The organism is Actinomyces denticolens, assembly GCF_002072185.1.
GTDB lineage: Bacteria > Actinomycetota > Actinomycetes > Actinomycetales > Actinomycetaceae > Actinomyces > Actinomyces denticolens.
The window spans coordinates 41,081-60,147 of record NZ_MVIW01000006.1; the positions used below are offsets into that span (position 1 = coordinate 41,081).

Genomic DNA, 19,067 nt, shown 5'->3' on the forward strand with positions numbered 1-19,067 from the left:
TCTCCCCCGGGGCCTGGTCCCGATTCATGTCCGACCAGGCCGGTACGGGTGGTGAAGCGCCCTGGGGCGTGCCTGCAACCTCCAACACTCTGCGGCAACCGGGTGACGACCAACCCGGTCAAGAAATCACGATCAACAGAACACGGCCTATTAGCCGGCGTGCGCAGCGTGGGCGCCCACGGGGCCATCAGCGGTGCGTTCCGCACTGAGCGGTGCCGTTTGCATCCACTGGTGCGTCCTGCCCGCACCAGTGGGTGCAAACAGCGCCACTCGGTGGGAGCAGCGCCATTTGAGGACGAGGCGGGCCCTCTCCTCGATTCACGCGTCGAACTTGGGGGCGTTCCGCCGGGTGGTCTCGTCGCCCCCGCCCACCCCTGCCCTGCCGGCTCCGCCCAACCCCGCCCTGCCCCACCTCGCCCCGGGCCGCCGCGCCTGAGCAGGCCGAATGTGTCGCGCGCGGGCGAGGCGTTTATCCTGGCGTGATGCGGCACGGCGCGGGGAACAGACGAAGGTCGGGGTGGTGGCAGATCGCCCCCTCCTGCGCGCTCGTGCTCAGCGGGGCCGCGATGGTCGGAGGCTACGCGCAGGCCCACGACGACGTCGCCCTGCCCGGCACCACCATCGCGGGGCAGGACGTCACCGGCCTCGACCACAACCAGATCGTCGGCCTCGTCTCCCACCGCTTCAACGAGGCCCAGGTGACCATCCGCGTCGGCGACAGCACCCGGACGGCCACCTTCGCCCAGGCCGGGGTCGTCCTCGACGCCGACGCCACCGCCAGGGCCGCCGTCGATGGCGCGGGCTCCTTCGGACCCACCCTGCGCTCGATCATCGGCCCCCGCGAGGTCATCCCCGCGGTCAGCCTCGACGAGGACGCCTTCACCGACTTCCTCGCCTCCACCCAGGCCCTCGCCGGCACCGCCCCCGTGTCCGCGCGGATCCGGCTCAGCGCCGACGGGAGCGCCTTCGAGGTCGTCCCCGACTCCTCCGGCACCGGCGTCGACGGCGCCGCCATCCGCGCCTCCCTGACCACCTCGGCCCGTTCACTGAGCGGCGGCGACATCACGGTGGCCGCGGCCCCGCAGGAGGCCCCGACCACCACCTCCCACGCCGAGACCGCCGTCACCGAGGCCAACGCGCTCATCGCCGGAGGCGTCATCCTCACCGGCGCCGGCTCCTCCTGGACGGCGACCACCGCCGAGAAGGCCTCCTGGGTCACCACCACCGCCACCGATGAGGGGATGACCGCCCAGATCGACCCCGCCAAGGTCCGGGCATGGGTGGACACCCACGCCGCCGAGGTGGACAAGGCGCCGGTCGACGAGATCACCAACGTCGACGCCGCCGGCAACGACCTCGGCCTGGCCCGCCCCGGTCGGCCCGGCACGCGCACCACCAACGCCCAGGAGATCGCCGACGGCATCGTCTCCTCCCTGAGCGCCGGCACCGACTACTCCGGGTCCCTCGCCTCCGAGCCCGTCGCCCCCTCCACCCAGACCCGCACCGTCCCCTCGGGCCCCGAGCGCTTCGCCTACCAGGCCGCCGACGGCGAGAAATGGGTCGACGTCAACCTCACCGACGACACGATGACCGCCTACGTCGGCACCACCGTCGTCCACGGACCCGTGAGCATCAACCACGGCGAGGAATCGGGCGAGTGGGCCACCAAGCTCGGCACTCACCACGTCTACCTCAAGAACGAGTCCCAGGACCTCGGCTGCACCCCCGGCTTCCCCTACTGCCAGAAGGACGTCCCCTGGATCGCCTACTGGGACGGCAACTTCGCCATCCACGGCGCCCCCTGGGCCACCGATTTCGGCTACGACTCCGGTCAGACCAGCCACGGCTGCGTCAACGCCCCCGTGGAGGAGGCCCACTGGTTCTACGACTTCGTCGAGATCGGCACCACCGTCGTCACCCACGAATGAGCCCCGCCGCGGTCGGCGCACCCCGCCGCCGTCGAGACGGGCGGGCCCGCGCCGGGCGCCCGGGAGGTCCGCCCCCAGTTGTGCCCAGCGCCATAGGCGGGGGCTCCCGGCTGTTTTCACCGCTCACCGGCGAGTGCCATAGGATGACCGGGATTGACGCCATCCATGGGCGTCCGCCGGACGACGGCGCACCTGCAACCCAGCATTCGGAGTAGATCCCCCGTGAAGAGCACTGTCGAGAACCTAGACCCCGCGCGCATCAAGCTGACCGTGGAGGTCCCCTACGAGGAGCTCAAGCCCAGCCTCGACGCCGCCTACAAGGAGATCGGCTCGCAGGTCCAGATCCCCGGCTTCCGCCGCGGCCACGTCCCCGCCCGCATCATCGACCAGCGCGTGGGCCGCGCCTCCGTCATCCAGGAGGCCGTCAACAACGAGCTGCCCGACCGCTACCGCGACGCCATGGCCGAGTCCGGCCGCGTGCCGCTGCTCCAGCCCGAGGTCGAGGTCACCGAGCTGCCCAACGTCACTGGCGAGAACGGCGGCCGGCTCACCTTCACCGCCGAGGTCACCGTGCGCCCCGAGTTCGATCTGCCCGAGCTCGACGGCGTCGAGCTGACCGTCGACGCCGTCGAGGTGGGCGAGGAGGACGTCGACTCCGAGCTCGACTCCCTGCGCGCCCGCTTCGGCTCGCTGAAGTCCGTGGGCCGCAAGGCCAAGACCGGCGACTTCGTCACCATCGACCTCAAGGCCGTCATCGACGGCGAGGAGGTCGACTCCGTCTCCGGCGTCTCCTACGAGATCGGCAAGGGCAACATGCTCAAGGGCCTGGACACGGCCCTGCGCGGCCTCAAGGCCGAGGAGTCCGCCACCTTCACCACCGAGCTCGCCGGTGGCGAGCACGCCGGTGAGGAGGCCGAGGTCACTGTCACCGCCTCCGCCGTCAAGCAGCGCGAGCTGCCCGACGCGGACGACGAGTTCGCCCAGATGGCCTCCGAGTTCGACACCATCGCCGAGCTGCGCGAGGACCTCGCCAAGCAGGTCACCGACCGCAAGACCGCCGATCAGGCCGTCGCCGCCCGCGATGTCCTCCTCGACCTGCTGCGCGACAAGATCGACTTCGAGGTCCCCCAGGCCGTCATCGACAACGAGATCACCCAGCACCTGGCGGCCGAGGGCAAGGAGGGCGACGAGGAGCACGCCGCCGAGATCCGCGACGACGTCACCAGCGGCGTGCGCGACCAGATCATCCTCGACGTCCTCGCCGAGACCCTCGACGTGCGCGTCGACCAGAACGAGCTCCTGGACTTCCTCTTCCAGACCGCCCAGCAGTACGGCATGGAGCCCGGCCAGTTCATGCAGGGCGCCCAGCAGGCCGGCCAGATCCCGGCCTTCGTCTCCGAGCTCGCCCGCAACAAGTCCCTCGCCCTGGCCCTGCGCCAGGTGACCGTCAAGGACTCGGCGGGCAAGGAGCTCGACCTCAGCGAGTTCATCGGCTCCGATGAGGCCGACGCCGCCGCCATCGTCGACGAGGTCGAGCGCATCGCCACCCCGGCCGACGCCGACGAGAAGAACGGCTCGGCCGGCTCCGGCTCCTCGCCGTCCAGCCCGTCATCGGCCTCCTCCGCCAGCGCCCCGAGCGCCGCCAGCGCCGAGTGAGCTGAGCGCGCCGCATCATCCCCGTGGGGCCCGGCACCGGCACGGTGCCGGGCCCCACGTCTGCGCTCGGCGCCTCCAGCCCCACAGGACCGGTGCTGTTCCCCACGAGGGCGCCCGGGCCGTGCGCTGCGTCCCCGAGCATCCTGAGCTCCCGGCTCCCCTTGTCGCGCGGCACGAGCTCGGACTACCGTATGACTCATCAGTCATATGACTGGCGAGTCACACGGTTGCGAGGAGGCCCGTCGTGCCCACGCCCACCTTCGCCAACCTCTCGGAGGACAAGCGCACCCGGATCATCGAGGCGATGAAGCAGGAGTTCGCCACGTACTCCTACACCCGCGCCTCCATCGACCGCATGACGGCCGCCGCGGGCATCTCCAAGGGCAGCTTCTACCAGTACTTCGAGGACAAGCGCGACGCCTACGCCCACCTCGTGGAGGGGCTCATGCGCGACAGGCTCGCCGTCGTCGACACGCCCGTGCCCGAGGCGAGCCTCGAGCAGGTCCTCACCGCTCTCGTCCGCGGCAGCCACGGCTTCCAGGTCCGCGACCCGCTCGGCTGGTCCGTGCTCGCCCGCGCCTTCGCCGCCGACTCACCGCTCGACCCGGCCGCGCTCACCCAGGACGACGCCGACCTCACCCGATGGGTGGAGCGGGCCGTGCGCAGCGGTCAGGACGACGGCGAGCTGCGCGCCGACGTCGACCCCGCCACCGCGGCATGGATGCTCGTCCACGTCATGGCCGGCCTGCCCGACCACGTCATGCGCCGCTTCGGCGTCACGGCCGAGCGGGCGGCGACGGACGGCAGCGCCTTCGACCGGCCCGAGATCGCCGAGGTCGCCGCCGACACCGTCGCGCTGCTCACCGCCGCCCTCGCCCGGGAGGAGCCGTGAGCGCCCCGGCCCCCGCCCCCGCCCCAGCCGTGGCGACCCGAGGGCTCGGCTTCACCTACCGCGGCGCGCAGCGTCCCGCCCTGGAAGCGGTTGACCTCACGGTCGAGGCAGGCGAGGTCCTCGGTCTCCTGGGGCCCAGCGGTGCGGGCAAGTCCACCCTGCAGCGGGTGCTCATCGGTCTGCTGCGCGGCTATACCGGCACCGCCCGCGTCCTGGGACGGGAGGTCTCGTCCTGGGGCAGGGAGCTGTACGAGGCCGTCGGCGTCGCCTTCGAGCGCCCGGTGTCCATCGGTCGGCTCACCGTCAGGGAGAACCTCGCCTACGCCGCCCGCCTGCACCCCGGAGCGACCCGCGACCCCGATCGGCTTCTGGAGGCCGTGGGCCTCGACGACGACGCCGCCACGAGGGCCTCCGCCATGAGCAAGGGCATGGGGATGCGGCTCAACGTCGCCCGCGCCCTGCTCGCCCGTCCCCGCCTCCTGTTCCTCGACGAGCCGACGGCGGGCCTGGACCCGGCGGGCGTGGCCCGCATCGAGCGGATCATCGCCCGGGAGCGCGAGCGGGGGTGCACCGTCGTCGTGACGACCCACGACATGGCGCTGGCGCAGCGCGCCTGCGACCGGGTGGGATTCGTCGTCGACGGCCGCCTCCTCGAGCTCGGTGCCCCCGACGTGCTGCGCAGGAGCCACGGCACGCGCCGGGTCCGCCTCACCTGGGACGGGGGCCATGGGACCTACCCCCTGGACGGCCTGGCCGACGACGAGCTCTTCCACCGCGACCTGCGCGAGCACGAGGCCCTGTCCCTGCACAGCCAGGAGGCGGACCTGGGCGCCGTCTTCCGCGACGTGACGGGACGGGACCTGCGGTGAGCGCGCCGGCACTGCGCCGTACGGCCGCGACCGTGCGCCTCGACCTGCGCCTGCAGGCCGCCGGCGGCTACTGGCTGGTCGCGGTGGCGGTCGGCCTCGTCATCGCCCTGCTCCTGCGGGGACTCACGGCGCTCCCGCCCCGATGGTGGCCCGTTCTGCTGCTGGGGGAGATGACGATCACCTGCTTCTACTTCGCCGCCGTCCAGGTGCTGGCCGAACGGGGCGACGGCTCGCTCATGTGCCGGGCGGTGAGCCCGATGCGGGTGGGGGAGTACCTCGTCGCCCTCACCGCCTCCCTCGGCCTGCTGGCCGTTGTCGAGTCGGCGGTCCTCGTCCTCGTCTCGGGGACGGCGGTGGCCTGGCCCGCCTTCCTGGCGGGCGTGGCCCTGCTGGCGGTGCTCGAGGTCCTCTACGGGGCCGCCGCGGTGGCCGGCTACCGGTCCGCCGCGTCCTTCCTGCTGCCCTCGGGGGTGTGGACGATCGGCTTCGCGGTGCCGGTCCTGCCGCTGCTCGGGGCGGCGGAGGGCTGGGGGTACTGGCTCCACCCCCTCCAAGGGCCGGTCGTCCTCCTGCGCATCGCCGTCGGCCAGGCGCCTGCAACCCTGGCCGCTCCCGCGGTGCTCGCGGCCGCCGTCTGGTCCGTGGCCGGTCTCGCCGTGGCGGGCCGGCGGCTGCGCGGTGCGGTAACGGACGACGGCGCCGGGGGGAGCCGGCGGCGCGCCGCCGGGAGCACGGTGCACTGGGACGGCCTCGCGGGCGACCGTCCGCGCCGAGGGCGCCACCCGCTCCGCCTGCGGCGCCGGCAGTACCCGGACCACACGCTCCGCCTCCGAAGCCCGCAGTGCCTGCGGCGCCCGGGCGGACGGCGTTCGAGGACGGTCGGGGTGCTGGCGGCGCTGGTTCCGATGGACATGCGCCGTCTGGCGCGCGACGACCTGCTGTGGTGGCTGGCCCTGCTGCCGCTCGTCATGATCCTGGGCGTGCGCCTGGGGGCCGGTCCGGCGGCAGAGGTGCTGCGCGCCCACGGCCTGGACGAGGCGGCCTGGCTGGAGCCCCTGGTCGGTCTCGTCCTCACGGTGGTACTGCCCGTCATGATCGGCACCGTCGTCGGGTTCATGCTGCTTCAGGACAAGGAGGAGGCGACCTGGCAGATGATCGCCGTCACCCCGCTGTCCCTCCACCGCTACCTCGGATGGCGGGCCGGGCAGGTGGCCGTGATCAGCGTGCCGGCCGTCGCCGCGGGGCTGGCATGGTGCGCGGGCACCGGGTGGGGGCGCGCCGCCGGCATGGCCCTGGCCTGCGCCCCGCTGGCCTCCGCCACCGCCCTGGCCCTGGCCGCCTTCGCCACGGGCACCGTCCAAGGCGTGGCCGCGGTCAAGCTCGGCCTGCTCATCCTCGTCCTGCCGGTCCTCGACCACGCCGGGAGCGGGGGCCGGGCCCCGTGGCTCGCCGTCGTGCCGACGTGGTGGCCGCTGCGGGCCCTGGACGCCATGGGCGGGGGCGCCGCCTGGCTGCCCTGGGCGGCCGGGGCCCTCGGCTGGGGGATCGCCCTGGCGACGGGGTGCCTGTGGTGGGCGGGGCGCAGCCGCGCGGCGGCGCGCACGGCCCCGTGAGGTCGGCCCGGGCGGGGCCCCACCGTAGCCCGCCCGGAGCGCGATCACTGGCCGCCGACGTCGACCATGACCAGCTGCATGCGGCAGGCGGTGATGGCCGTGAGGGCATGGCGGTCGCCCGGGGCCAGGTAGACGACGTCCCCGGCGGCCAGGCGCTCGGTCCGCCCGCCGATGGAGAAGTCCATCTCGCCCTCCAGCAGCGTGACGACCACCGCCTTGGGGGAGGCGTGCTCCGTGAGCAGCTGGCCGGCGTCGAAGGTGAAGATGACGGTGCGCAGGACGTCGTTGTTGACCACGACTCGCGACGTCGTGGCCTCCTCGCTCACGGGAAGGGCCTCGTTGAGACCCAGACGGAACAGGGATTCGGTGACGGGCGTGGTGGGCATGGTGCTCCCTTCGTGGTCGGGTGCTGGCGGATGGATGGGATCGTGCCGGGGCATCGTGCGGGGCTCGGCTCATTCTCAGCCGGGGGCGGGCTTGCGCGCGACGATGCCGACAGCGCTCAGCAGCTCGCCCTGCGCTCGGAAGGTCTCGCGCATCGCCCTGATGCGCTCCAGGGCGCCGGGCGTGCGCCGCACGGCGCGCCAGAAGCGCAGGGCCCCGAGGACCCCCTCATCGGCGATGAGGCGGCGGGGCTCGAGCAGGCGCATCGGGGCCGTCCCGGTCCACACGACCTCCAGTCCGGCCCCCGTCATGAGGGCGCGCCACTCCTCCTCGGGCAGCGGCCTGGCCCCGACCTTGATGATCCGGGACAGGCGCTTGCGCGCGGCCTCCCTCTCCTCCTCGCCGCGATCGGCGCGCAGGGCGAGCTCGTGTATCGCATACCGGCCCCCGGGTGCCAGGAGCCGGGCGGCCTCGGCGATGATCGCCCTCTTGCCCTCCTCCGACTGCATGGTCAGCATCGCCTCGCCGACGACGAGATCGGCCTCGCCCGTGGGGAGCCCCGTGTCGGCGGCATCGGCGACCACGTAATCGGCCCCCGGGTGCCCCGCGAGGACGGAGGCGACCTGCTCGCGGCCCTCCGGGTTGGGGTCGACGGCCCGGTACGAGGCGGGGGAGGAGCCCAGGAGGAGCTCGGCGGTGCGGCCCACGCCCGGCCCCAACTCGACGATGCGACATCCCGGCCGGATGTCGGCGGCCCTGAGGAGACGGCGGGTGAGCTCGATGCCGCCGGGGCGCAGCACCCGCTTGCCGAGCTTGGCGAGCAGCCAGTGCCCCTGCATTCGGGCCGCCTCCGGCCCCTGGCGCCGGCCGTGCTCGACGGGGGTGCTCGTCCCCTCGTCCCGGGGCGGGCGGTGCTCCGACGCCATGATTAATTCCTATCGCAGTCGAGAAAAATAAGGATGAGGTCAGACTAACCTGATCCCCGGGTTCGTGCCACCCCTCCAGTGAGAGGGTCGGCCGCCCGGCGGACCCTGTGCCGTGAGCGAAAAGGCCGCGGGGGCGGGCATGGCGCCCGGCCGGCTCGCGTTAGCGTTGGCGTACCGACACGAGAGGACAGACGTGAGCGAGCTCCACACGCGCCCCGGCGCAGTCGCCGCCCCCAGTGCCCACGAGGGCCAGGGCGCCGGGCTGGGCCTGACCGACTCCATCTACAACCGGCTCCTCAAGGAGCGCATCATCTGGCTGGGATCGGAGGTGCGCGATGACAACGCCAATGCGATCTGCGCCCAGATGCTGCTGCTGGCCGCCGAGGACCCCGACAGGGACATCTACCTCTACATCAACAGCCCCGGCGGCTCCGTGACCGCGGGCATGGCCATCTACGACACCATGCAGTACGTCCAGCCCGACGTCGTCACCGTCGCCACCGGCATGGCCGCCTCCATGGGGCAGTTCCTGCTCAGCGCCGGCGCCAAGGGCAAGCGCTACCTGACCCCGCACGCCCGGGTCCTCATGCACCAGCCCTCCGGGGGCGCCGGTGGATCGGCCACGGACATCCGCATCAACGCCGACCTCATCATCAAGATGAAGCAGGAGCTCGCGGAGATCACGGCCGCCAACACCGGCCATTCCGTCGAGGAGATCATCGCCGACTCGGACCGCGACCACTGGTTCAGCGCCCCCGAGGCCCTCGAGTACGGCTTCGTCGACCACATCGTGCGCTCCAGCCGGGAGATCGGCCAGCAGAACGGGGAGAACTGATATGAGCACTCGTCCCTACTTCGAGGCCGTCGCGCGCCAGATGGGCCCCGCCGGCGCGGTCGGCGCTGCCGCCGCCATGCCGCAGTCCCGCTACGTGCTGCCCCAGTTCGAGGAGCGCACCGCCTACGGCTTCAAGCGCCAGGACCCCTACGCCAAGCTCTTCGAGGACCGCATCGTCTTCATGGGCGTCCAGGTGGACGACGCCTCCGCCGACGACATCATGGCCCAGCTCCTCGTCCTGGAGTCCCAGGACCCCGATGGGCTCATCACCATGTACATCAACAGTCCCGGCGGCTCCTTCACGGCCCTGACCGCCATCTACGACACGATGCAGTACATCAAGCCGCAGGTGCAGACCGTCTGCCTGGGCCAGGCCGCCTCCGCTGCCGCCGTGCTGCTGGCCGCGGGCAGCCCGGGCAAGCGCCTGGCCCTGCCCAACGCCCGCGTGCTCATCCACCAGCCCGCCATGGAGGGCATGCACGGCCAGGCCAGCGACATCGAGATCGTCGCCGACGAGATCGACCGCATGCGCGCCTGGCTGGAGGATACCCTGGCCGCGCACACCGGCCGGGACCGCGACCAGATCCACAACGACCTGGAGCGCGACAAGATCCTCACCGCCGCCGCCGCCAAGGACTACGGCATCGTGGACCAGGTGCTCAGCCCCCGCAAGGCCGCGCCCTCCCCGCACTCCTCCTGACGTCCCCTGGCGCCCGATCGCCCGATCGGTGCCATCCGCCCCGAGCGGTGCGCGCTGCCCCGAGCGGTGCGATCCGCACCCACTGGTGCGGGCAGAACGCACCTGTGGGTGGAATCGGCACCACTCGGTGCGGAAGGCACCGCTCAGGGCGGATGGCAGCCGTCGGCGCGGTGGCCCCCCGGCGTCGAGCTTGCGATCGCAGGTCACCACGGGGGAGTCGAGGCTCTCCGCGAGGGCGAGATAGGAAGCGTCGTACGCGGTGCACTGGTGCCGCAGCTCCCAGATCCTCTCGGCGAGGGGAGCTCCTTCGCATCGCCAGATCGTGAGCTCGTAGAAGAAGCGCCGGGCCTCCTGCGCCTCATCGAGGGGCAGGAGGCCGCCGAGCACCATGCCGCGCAGGGCGGAGAGCACCTCGAAGTCGATGACCTGAGGAGCCGCGAGTTCCCCCGTGAGCAGGTCAAACAGCCGGGCGCTGGGTGTACGCCCCACAAGTCCCTCGATGAGTGCCGAGGTATCGATGACAATCACCGGGCCCGCCCCCGCGCCGGCCGAGTGGGATGAACGGAGGTCCTGCTCACTCCCGCCCCTCGCGCACTGCGGAGACGATCTGCTGCGTCGTCGGCTCGGTGCGACGGGCGGCGCCCCGCCACCGGGTGGGCAATCGCGCAGGGGCTCGCCGGGCCCGGCCCTCGCGCTGGGACGCTCCACCTAATAGGCTGGCAGTACCCCGTTCCCTGATTCCAGCGGCGCTCCCCGCGCCGCCTGGGAGCGGATCCGACGACACAAGGGGGACACGTGCCACGCAATGCCGAGAGCGTCGATCTGCTCAAGTGCTCCTTCTGCGGCAAGAGCCAGAAGCAGGTCAAGAAGCTCATCGCCGGCCCCGGGGTCTACATCTGCGACGAGTGCATCGAGCTGTGCAACGAGATCGTCGACGAGGAGCTCGGCTCCGGCTCCGTCGGCGTCCCCCTCGAACTGCCCAAGCCGCAGGAGATCTTCGACTTCCTCAACAGCTACGTCATCGGCCAGGAGGGCGCCAAGCGCGCCATGAGCGTGGCCGTCTACAACCACTACAAGCGAGTCCAGGTGCGCGAGCGCGCCGTCGCCGAGGGCGACGGCCTGGAGCTCGGCAAGTCCAACATCCTCCTGCTCGGCCCCACCGGCACCGGCAAGACGCATCTGGCCCGCACCCTGGCCAAGCTCCTGGACGTCCCCTTCTCCATCGTCGACGCCACCGCGCTCACCGAGGCCGGCTACGTGGGCGAGGACGTGGAGAACATCCTGCTCAAGCTCATCCAGGCCGCCGACGGCGACGTCAAGCGCGCCGAGAAGGGCATCATCTACATCGACGAGATCGACAAGATCGGCCGCAAGGCCGAGAACCCCTCGATCACCCGCGACGTCTCCGGCGAGGGCGTGCAGCAGGCGCTGCTGAAGATCATCGAGGGCACCACCGCCTCCGTCCCCCCGGGAGGCGGGCGCAAGCACCCCCACCAGGAGTTCCTCGAGATCGACACGACGAACATCCTGTTCATCGCCGCCGGGGCCTTCGCCGGCATCGAGGAGATCGTGCGCGCCCGCCAGCGCAAGGAGGCCGGCGCCCAGCTCGTCGGCTTCGGCGCGACGCTGGCCAAGGACCAGGCCAAGGACGTCTTCACCTCCCCGGTGCGCCCCGAGGACCTGCACACCTTCGGCCTCATCCCCGAGTTCATCGGCCGCCTGCCCGTCATCGCCACCGTGCAGGACCTCGGCGTGCCCGAGCTCGTGCGCGTCATGACCGAGCCCAAGAACGCCCTCGTCTCCCAGTACCAGTACCTCTTCGGGCTCGACGGCGTCGAGCTCGTCTTCACCGACGAGGCCATCGAGGCCATCGCCGCCAAGGCCCTGGAGCGCAAGACCGGCGCGAGGGGCCTGACCTCCATCGTCGAGGAGGTCCTGGGCGAGGCCATGTTCGAGGTGCCCTCCATGCCCGAGGTCGGGTGCGTCGTCGTCGACGCCGACGCCGTGCGCGGCACCGCCCGCCCCCGCTACGAGGCCGGCACCGGCTCCCTCAGCTCCACGCGCAAGGCCGAGCAGTCCAGGAGCCGGACCGCATGAGCGCCTCCGAGGCCGTCGAGCGGGACATCCCCGGGGTGCCCGCCGACCTCGCGCGCTACCGCGTCACCATCGACAACCTCGACGCCGCCCTCGTCCACCTCCTCGCCGAGCGCTTCCGCTGCACCCAGCAGGTCGGCGAGCTCAAGGCGCGCCTCGACCTGCCGCCGTCGGACCCCGAGCGGGAGGCCCGCCAGGTCGCCCGCCTGCGGGCACTGGCCGAGGACTCCGGGCTCGACCCCGTCTTCGCGGAGAAGTTCTTCGCCTTCATCGTCGCCGAGGTCATCCGCCACCACGAGGAGATCCGCGACGAGCTCTCCGCCTGAGAGGCCCGGCCCGGGGCGAGAGGCCCCGGCCCGGATCCCTCAGACCACCGGCCTGCTGTAGAGCGCGTCGATCTCATCGGCGAAGCGCTCCAGCGCCTCCGCCCGGCGCACCTTGAGCGAGGGCGTGAGCAGGCCGTTATCGATCGTGAAATCGCCCGGCAGCACCGTGAAGGTCCGGATCGACTCCGCCCGGGAGACCGCCTCATTGGCCCGGGCCACCGCCCGCTCCAGGGCCGCGCGCACGCGCGGGTCGCTCACCGCCGACACGGGGTCGAGGTCCTCGATCCCGTGGGAGGCGAGCCACAGCGGCAGCATCTCCGCGTCCAGCGTCACCAGGGCGCCGATGCAGGGGCGGTTGTCGCCCACGACGAGCACCTGGCTGACCAGCGGGTGGCCGCGCAGTCGGTCCTCCAGGACGGCGGGCGCCACGTTCTTGCCCCCGGCGGTGACGATGAGCTCCTTCTTGCGGCCCGTGATGCGCAGCGAGCCGTCGTCCTCGAACGCGCCGATATCGCCCGTGCGCAGCCAGCCGTCCTCCGTCAGCGCCTCGGCCGTGGCCCCGGGGTTGGCGTGGTAGCCCCGGAACAGGCCGATGCCGCGCACGAGGATCTCGCCGTCGTCGGCCAGTCGCAGCTCAGTGCCCGGCATTGGACCGCCAACCGTGCCGATCCTCATGCTCGCAGGCAGGGTGACGGCGCAGGGCGCGGAGGTCTCGGTCAGCCCGTAGCCCTCCAGGACGGTCACCCCCGCGCCCCGGTAGTAGTGGCCGAGCCTCTCCCCCAGGGGGCCGCCACCACTGATGACATGCGAGACCCTCCCGCCGAGCAGCGCGCGCAGCTTGGAGAACACGAGCCGGTCGAAGACCCTCATCTGGGCCCGCAGGCCGCGACTGGGCCCCTCCGGGGTATCCAGGGCGCGCGAGTAGGCGATCGCCGTCTTGGCGGCCAGGCGGAAGACCTTCTGCTTGTTGCCGGTCGAGCGCGCGTCCGCGGCGTTGTAGATCTTCTCGAAAACCCTCGGCACGGCGACGACGAAGGTGGGGGAGAAGGTCGCCAGGTCGTCCACGAGGTGCTTGACATCCGGGGCGTGGCCCATGACGCCGCGCTCGGAGCACACGATCGCGATCTCGATGAACCGCCCCAGCACATGGGCCAGGGGGAGGAACATGAGGGCGCGCACCTCATCGGCGGCCAGGACCTCGGGAACGTGCTCGCAGGTGTTGACGCCCAGCTGGATGAGGTTGCCGTGAGTGAGCTCGACGCCCTTGGGGCGCCCCGTGGTGCCCGAGGTGTAGACGATCGTCGCCAGGTCCGCGCTGGTGAGCGCGGCGGCGCGGGCGTCGAGCCCGGCCCGGTCCACGCCCTTCCCCGCGGCGATGAGATCCGTGATCGCGCCGCGCGACAGGCACATGACCCGCAGCTCCGCCAGGGCCGCCTGATCGGCGCCGCGGGCGCGGACCGCCTCGACCATCTGCTCCATGCCGGCGTTCTCGACGACCACCAGCCTCACGGAGGCGTCGGTGAGGATCCACTCGGCCTGCTCCGCCGAGGAGGTCTCATAGATCGGCACCACGACGAGGCCCGCCTCCCAGGCGGCGAAGTCCAGGAGGGTCCACTCGAAGCAGGTGTGGGACATGATCGCGATCGCGTCCCCGGGGCGCAGCCCGAGCGACATGAGCCCGGCCGCCACCTCGCGGACCTGGGCGCGGAACGCCGTCGCGCTCATGGGGATCCAGCGGCGGCCGACCGAGGGCTTGCGGGCGACGAGCGGGGCGGACGGTGAGCGGCGCACGCGCTCGGCCAGCGCCCACGGGGCCGTCATCCCGTCGTGGACGGGGACCGCCAGCGGGGTGGAGCGGATGGTGCTGGCAGCGTGCTGCTGGAGGGCCGCCGGCTCGGCGCCGGGCTGTGCGGGGCTCGTCATGACCCCATCATCGCCCGCCGATGCGCCCGACGGGGCCCGAATGCGGCCACGTACGGACCCCGCGCCCCGCCGGTGGCCCCGGAGCGCGCCCCTGACCTGCGACTTCCGCTGACGGTGAGCGCGTCAGGCCTCCGGGCCCCGGCGCTTGCCGGCGTAGATGGAGGCGATGGCGTCGGCATGGGCCTCCATGACGGCGGCCCGCTTGACCTTCAGCGAGGGCGTGAGCAGGCCATTGGCCTCCGTGAAATCCGTGGTGAGCACGCGGAACTCGCGGATCGACTCGGCCCGGGAGACCGCCTCGTTGGTGCGGGCCACGGCGCGCTCCAGCGCGGCGAGCACCTGCGGGTGGGACGCGGCCTCGACCACGCCCATCTCCGGCAGGCCGTGGTTGCGCAGCCACAGGGGCAGCATCTCCGCATCCAGCGTGATGAGCGCGGAGATGAAGGGCTCGTTGTCCCCCAGGACGAGGACCTGGCTGACCAGCGGGTGCCCGCGCAGTCGGTCCTCGAGAACCGCCGGGGCCACGTTCTTGCCGCCGGCGGTGACGATGAGGTCCTTCTTGCGGCCGGTGATGCGCACCCAGCCGTCGTCGTCGATGGCCCCGATGTCACCGGTGCGGAACCAGCCATCGGGGGTGAAGGACTCGGCGGTGGCGGCGGGGTTGTTGTGGTAGTTCCGGAAGACGCCCAGGCCCCGCACGAGGATCTCCCCGGTCTCGTCCACCCGGATCTCGTTGCCGCACACGGGCGGGCCCACAGTGCCGATCCTGTTGCGCACATCGAGGTTGACGCAGGTGGGGCCGATCGTCTCGGTGAGCCCGTAGCCCTCGAGGATCTCCAGGCCCATGCCCCGGTAGAAGTGCCCGAGGCGCTCGCCCAGCGGCCCGCCGCCGGAGATCGCGAAACGGGCGTTGGGCCCCAGCAGGGCGCGGATCGTGCGGTAGACGAGGCGGTCGGCCAGCGCGTGCGAGGCGGCCAGCGACTTCGAGGGGCCGGCCGGGGCGTCCAGCGCGCGGGAGTACTCGACGGCGACCTTCGCCGCCCAGCGGAAGGTCCGCAGCCTCATGCCGCTGCCCGCCTTGGCGTCTGCGGCGTTGTAGATCTTCTCCAGTACGCGCGGCACGGCCAGCACGTAGGAGGGACCGAAGGCCTGCAGGTCCGGCAGGAGGGTCTTGACGTCCGGGGTGTGCCCGAGCACGCCCTGGCCCGCCAGGGACAGCAGCTCCAGGCAGCGCGCGTAGGAGTGCGCCAGCGGCAGGAAGAGCAGGAGGCGCGTGTCCGGGCGGTAGAGGAGGTCGGGGATCCAGTGGACGCCGTTGTGCGCCAGGCCCGCCGCGTTGCGGTGGGTGATCTCGACGCCCTTGGGGCGGCCCGTCGTACCGGAGGTGTAGATGATGGAGAAGATGTCCTCGGGGCTCACGGCGGCCGAGCGGTCCTCGACGACGGTCCGCGAGATCGCCCGCCCGGCCGTGGTCAACTCGGTGAGCGCATCGCGGTCCAGCGACAGGACCCGGGGGCTCTCGGCGCCGGGATCGGCGGCCGAGCGCGCCCTGATGGCCGCCTCCACCACGAGCGCATGGCCGGAGGTCTCGGTGATGACGAGGCGGACGTCGGCGTCGTCGAGGATCCACTCGATCTGCTCGGCCGAGTCGGTCTCGTAGATGGGCACGGAGACCAGCCCGGCGCGGGCGATCGCCATGTCCAGGAGCGTCCACTCGTAGCAGGTGCGGGACATGAGCGCCACGCTTATTCCCGCCTCCAGGCCCAAACCGATGAGCCCCGCGGCGATACGGGCGACCTCCTCGCCGAAGGCCCGGGCGGTGATCGGCGTCCATGTGCCCAGTGAGCTGCGCCGCTCGATGATGGGGCGCTCCGAGGTGCGGGCGATGCGGTCGGCCAGCAGCCACGGGACGGTCCACTCAGACTCCGTGTCGCGGCTGTCGCAGGTGCCGGAGGCCCCCATGGTCAGGGGGCTGGAGGTGACGCCGTCGGCGACGGTCGTGGCCCCCAGGGACGGGTGGGGCGCGGCGCCGGCGGGCGCGGGGATCCGTTGCGGCACTGCTCTCAGCCCTTCTTCGGCTTGGCGGGGGCCTCGCCGAGCTCGACGGCGGTGACGATCACGGCCGGGGCGGGCTCGTCGTCGTCGCCCGCGCGCAGCTCGGCCGCGGCCAGGGTCATCGGGCCCGTCACCTTCGCGGCCTCGAGGAGATCGGCGCGAACCGCCTCCACGCTCGCCTCGGCCTCGGGGGCCACGGCCAGCGCCACGGAGAGGATCGGCGTCTTCTGGCTCGTCTTGGCCTCCGACTTGACCTTGCGCAGCGCCGCCAGCGCCTGGCCGGCGCGGGCCACGAGGGCGGCGTCGGCGCCGGCCGAGGCCTCGCGCAGGGGCGCGGCCTCGGGCCAGGCGGCGCGGTGGACGCTGCCGGTGCGGTACCAGCTCCACACCTCCTCCGCGGCGAAGGGCAGGAAGGGCGCGAAGAGGCGCACGAAGGTGTCCACGGCGATGGCCAGGGCCGTGCGGGCGCTCGTGACGGCGGCCGGGTCGTGGGAGCCGCCCAGGTCGTTGGCGCGATCCTTGACGAGCTCGATGTAGTCGTCGCAGAAGGTCCAGAAGAAGGACTCCGCGGCCTCCAGGGCGCGGGCGTGCTCGAAGCGCTCGAAGGCGGCGGTCGCGGCGTCCACGACATCCGCCAGGGCCGCCAGGACCGCCCGGTCGATCGGCTCGGTGACGGCGGTGGCGTCCAGGCTCGGCGCGGGGGCGGCCGCGAGGGCCTCCTCATCGGCGTCCCAGGGCAGGCCCATGGACAGGGCGAACTTGGAGGCGTTGAGGAGCTTGATGGCCAGGCGGCGGCCGATCTTGATCTGCTGCTCCTCGAAGGCCGCGTCCAGGCCCAGGCGGGCCGAGGCCGCCCAATAGCGCACGGCGTCGGCCCCGAACCTCTCCAGCAGGCCCATGGGGGTCTCGGCGTTGCCCTTGGACTTGCTCATCTTCTTGTGGTCCGAGTCCAGGATCCATCCGGAGATGCCCGCGTGCCTCCAGGGCAGGGCGCCGAACTCCAGGTCCGCGCGTACCACGGAGGAGAACAGCCAGGTGCGGATGATGTCCTGGCCCTGGGGGCGCAGGTCCATGGGGTAGACGCGGTTGAAGAGGTCCTCGTCCGTCAGCCAGCCGGAGACCAGCTGGGGCGACAGGGAGGAGGTCGCCCAGGTGTCCATGATGTCGAGCTCGGCGGTGAAGCCGCCCGGCTGGTCGCGCTGATCCTCCGTGTAGCCGGCCGGGATATCCGAGGAGGGGTCGATCGGCAGCTCGGCCTCGGCGGGGGTCAGGACGCGGGTGTAGTCCACCTCGCCGTCGTCGTCGATCGCGTACCAGACGGGGAAGGGCACGCCGAAGAAGCGCTGGCGGGAGATGAGCCAGTCGTTGTTGAGGCCCTTGACCCAGTTCTCATAGCGCACCCGCATGAAATCGGGGTGGAAGTCCAGCTCGGCGCCGCGGGCGAGCAGGTCTGCGCGCAGGTCGGAGCCCGTGGCCGGGTTCGTCCAATCCTTCCCGCCGTTGCGCAGGTACCACTGGCGGGAGGTGACGATCTCCAGGGGCTTGTCACCCTTCTCGAAGAAGTTCGTCTGACGGGTGGTCGCGGTCGGCTTGCCGCGCATCTCGCCGCTGGCGGCCAGGGCGGCCACGACGGTCTCCCGCGCCGAGTAGGTGGTCTTGCCGGCCATGGCGGCGTAGGCCTCGCGGCCCGCCGGCGCGGTGATCCACTCGGGGGTCTCGGCCTCGATGCGACCGTCCTTGCGCAGGATGGCGCGCAGCGGCAGGCCGAGGTCCCGCCACCACTCGATGTCCGTGGTGTCGCCGAAGGTGCAGCACATGGCGATGCCGGCGCCCTTGTCCCTCTCAGCGGCGGGGTGGGCCAGCACCGGGACCTCGACGCCGAAGACGGGGGAGGCCACGGTCGTGCCCAGCAGCGGCTGGTAGCGCTCGTCGTCGGGGTGGGCGATGAGGGCCACGCAGGCGGCGAGCAGCTCGGGGCGCGTCGTCTCGATGCACACGTCGTGGGTGCCGGCCGGGCCGGTCTCGATGGGGGCACCCGCCGCGGCCGCGCGCTCGGCGGCGTCGGTGTCGACGACGTGGAAGGCCAGGCGGTGGTAGAAGCCCGGGTACTCGCGGGACTCGAGCTCCGCCTGAGCGACGGCCGTCTGGAAGGTGACGTCCCACAGGCCAGGTGCGGCGGCCTGGTAGGCCTCGCCCCGCTCCAGGTTGCGCAGGAAGGCGGCCTGGGCGACCCTGCGGGCGCGCTCGCCGATGGTCTGGTAGGTCTGCCTCCAGTCCACGCTCAGCCCGAGCCGGCGCCACAGGGCCTCGAACTGGGCCTCGTCGATGGTGGTCAGGCGCTCGCAGAGCTCGACGAAGTTGCGCCGCGAGATCGGCTTCTGGTCCCTGGCCTTGATGGACTTGCCCTCACCGCCGGTGCGCGGCGGGGTGAAGTCGGGGTCGTAGGGCAGGGAGGGATCGCAGCGCACCCCGTAGTAGTTCTGCACCCGGCGCTCGGTGGGCAGGCCGTTGTCGTCCCAGCCCATGGGGTAGAAGACGGCCTTGCCGCGCATCCGCTGGTAGCGGGCGAGGGTGTCCGTGTGCGTGTAGGAGAAGACGTGCCCCACGTGCAGCGAGCCCGATGCCGTCGGGGGAGGGGTGTCGATGGAGAAGACCTCGGGGCGCTCGGCGGAGCGGTCGAAGGCGTAGATGCCGTCCTCCTCCCAGCGCTGCCCCCAGGTGGACTCCAGGCCGTCGGCGCTCACCTTGGCCGGCACGCGCGGGCTGCGGAGCTGCGAGGGGATGAAACGGGATGAGTTGCTGGGCTGCGACATGCCGCTGATTCTGTCACGGTGCCGCCTCAGCGCTCCAAGCGGGCGGGGCGGCG

At 72.3% G+C, this 19,067-nt stretch carries 14 protein-coding genes and 1 pseudogene; 9 read left to right on the forward strand and 6 right to left on the reverse strand.

Annotation, left to right across the window (positions count from 1 at the left end; all coding sequences use genetic code 11):
- Positions 1-482 precede the first annotated feature (482 nt).
- The 5 genes from B1H55_RS02820 (at position 483) to B1H55_RS12640 (ending at position 6,958) form a co-directional block, all read left to right on the forward strand.
- Positions 483-1,928: a L,D-transpeptidase family protein gene (locus B1H55_RS02820; RefSeq protein ID WP_143222404.1), complete on the forward strand. Its 1,446-nt coding sequence runs from the start codon at positions 483-485 to the stop codon at positions 1,926-1,928.
- A 222-nt stretch (positions 1,929-2,150) separates the two neighbouring features.
- Positions 2,151-3,584, forward strand: a complete 1,434-nt coding sequence (tig, locus tag B1H55_RS02825; protein ID WP_077239925.1) for a trigger factor — start codon at positions 2,151-2,153, stop codon at positions 3,582-3,584.
- A gap of 244 nt (positions 3,585-3,828) precedes the next feature.
- Positions 3,829-4,476 (forward strand): TetR/AcrR family transcriptional regulator, encoded by a 648-nt coding sequence (locus B1H55_RS02830; RefSeq protein WP_231952580.1) that lies wholly within the window; start codon positions 3,829-3,831, stop codon positions 4,474-4,476.
- The gene (locus tag B1H55_RS02835; protein ID WP_096519490.1) at positions 4,473-5,345 is read left to right on the forward strand and encodes an ABC transporter ATP-binding protein; all 873 of its coding nucleotides are present in this window, start codon (positions 4,473-4,475) and stop codon (positions 5,343-5,345) included. Before B1H55_RS02830 ends, B1H55_RS02835 begins: the two co-directional genes overlap by 4 nt.
- Positions 5,342-6,958 carry a fluoroquinolone export ABC transporter permease subunit gene (locus tag B1H55_RS12640; RefSeq protein WP_073451207.1) on the forward strand — a complete coding sequence of 539 codons (1,617 nt, stop codon included), beginning with the start codon at positions 5,342-5,344 and terminating at the stop codon, positions 6,956-6,958. The genes B1H55_RS02835 and B1H55_RS12640 overlap by 4 nt, the downstream gene beginning before the upstream one ends.
- 44 nt (positions 6,959-7,002) lie before the next feature.
- Here B1H55_RS12640 and B1H55_RS02845 read toward each other — a convergent pair whose 3' ends face one another.
- Together B1H55_RS02845 and B1H55_RS02850 are read right to left on the reverse strand one after the other, a co-directional pair.
- Positions 7,003-7,344 (reverse strand): cupin domain-containing protein, encoded by a 342-nt coding sequence (locus B1H55_RS02845; protein WP_077240160.1) that lies wholly within the window; start codon positions 7,342-7,344, stop codon positions 7,003-7,005.
- A 75-nt stretch (positions 7,345-7,419) separates the two neighbouring features.
- On the reverse strand, positions 7,420-8,181 hold the full coding sequence (locus tag B1H55_RS02850) for a class I SAM-dependent methyltransferase (protein ID WP_073451279.1): 762 nt from the start codon (positions 8,179-8,181) through the stop codon (positions 7,420-7,422).
- A 280-nt stretch (positions 8,182-8,461) separates the two neighbouring features.
- Here B1H55_RS02850 and B1H55_RS02855 point away from each other — a divergent pair, with 280 nt between their 5' ends.
- Entirely contained in the window at positions 8,462-9,103 is a 642-nt protein-coding gene (locus tag B1H55_RS02855) for an ATP-dependent Clp protease proteolytic subunit (protein WP_073451209.1), read from the forward strand.
- A gap of 1 nt (position 9,104) precedes the next feature.
- Positions 9,105-9,803 (forward strand): ATP-dependent Clp protease proteolytic subunit, encoded by a 699-nt coding sequence (locus B1H55_RS02860; RefSeq protein ID WP_077239926.1) that lies wholly within the window; start codon positions 9,105-9,107, stop codon positions 9,801-9,803.
- 195 nt (positions 9,804-9,998) lie between these two features.
- Here the strand turns inward: B1H55_RS02860 and B1H55_RS13050 are convergent.
- Positions 9,999-10,511: pseudogene (locus tag B1H55_RS13050) on the reverse strand (type II toxin-antitoxin system VapC family toxin); the annotation flags it as partial.
- An 87-nt stretch (positions 10,512-10,598) separates the two neighbouring features.
- On the opposite strand from B1H55_RS13050, the gene clpX reads away from it, so the two are divergent.
- Both clpX and B1H55_RS02875 read left to right on the forward strand, forming a co-directional pair.
- Positions 10,599-11,900 carry an ATP-dependent Clp protease ATP-binding subunit ClpX gene (clpX, locus tag B1H55_RS02870; RefSeq protein ID WP_073451212.1) on the forward strand — a complete coding sequence of 434 codons (1,302 nt, stop codon included), beginning with the start codon at positions 10,599-10,601 and terminating at the stop codon, positions 11,898-11,900.
- Positions 11,897-12,223 (forward strand): chorismate mutase, encoded by a 327-nt coding sequence (locus B1H55_RS02875; RefSeq protein WP_073451213.1) that lies wholly within the window; start codon positions 11,897-11,899, stop codon positions 12,221-12,223. The genes clpX and B1H55_RS02875 overlap by 4 nt, the downstream gene beginning before the upstream one ends.
- 39 nt (positions 12,224-12,262) lie before the next feature.
- Here B1H55_RS02875 and B1H55_RS02880 read toward each other — a convergent pair whose 3' ends face one another.
- The 3 genes from B1H55_RS02880 to valS form a co-directional block, all read right to left on the reverse strand.
- On the reverse strand, positions 12,263-14,146 hold the full coding sequence (locus B1H55_RS02880) for an AMP-dependent synthetase/ligase (RefSeq protein ID WP_073451214.1): 1,884 nt from the start codon (positions 14,144-14,146) through the stop codon (positions 12,263-12,265).
- A gap of 123 nt (positions 14,147-14,269) precedes the next feature.
- On the reverse strand, positions 14,270-16,108 hold the full coding sequence (locus tag B1H55_RS02885; protein WP_231953015.1) for an AMP-dependent synthetase/ligase: 1,839 nt from the start codon (positions 16,106-16,108) through the stop codon (positions 14,270-14,272).
- Positions 16,109-16,209: 101 nt separating this feature from the next.
- A complete protein-coding gene (gene valS, locus B1H55_RS02890; protein ID WP_077239927.1) occupies positions 16,210-19,014 on the reverse strand; it encodes a valine--tRNA ligase in 2,805 nt (934 codons plus the stop codon).
- Positions 19,015-19,067 lie beyond the last annotated feature (53 nt).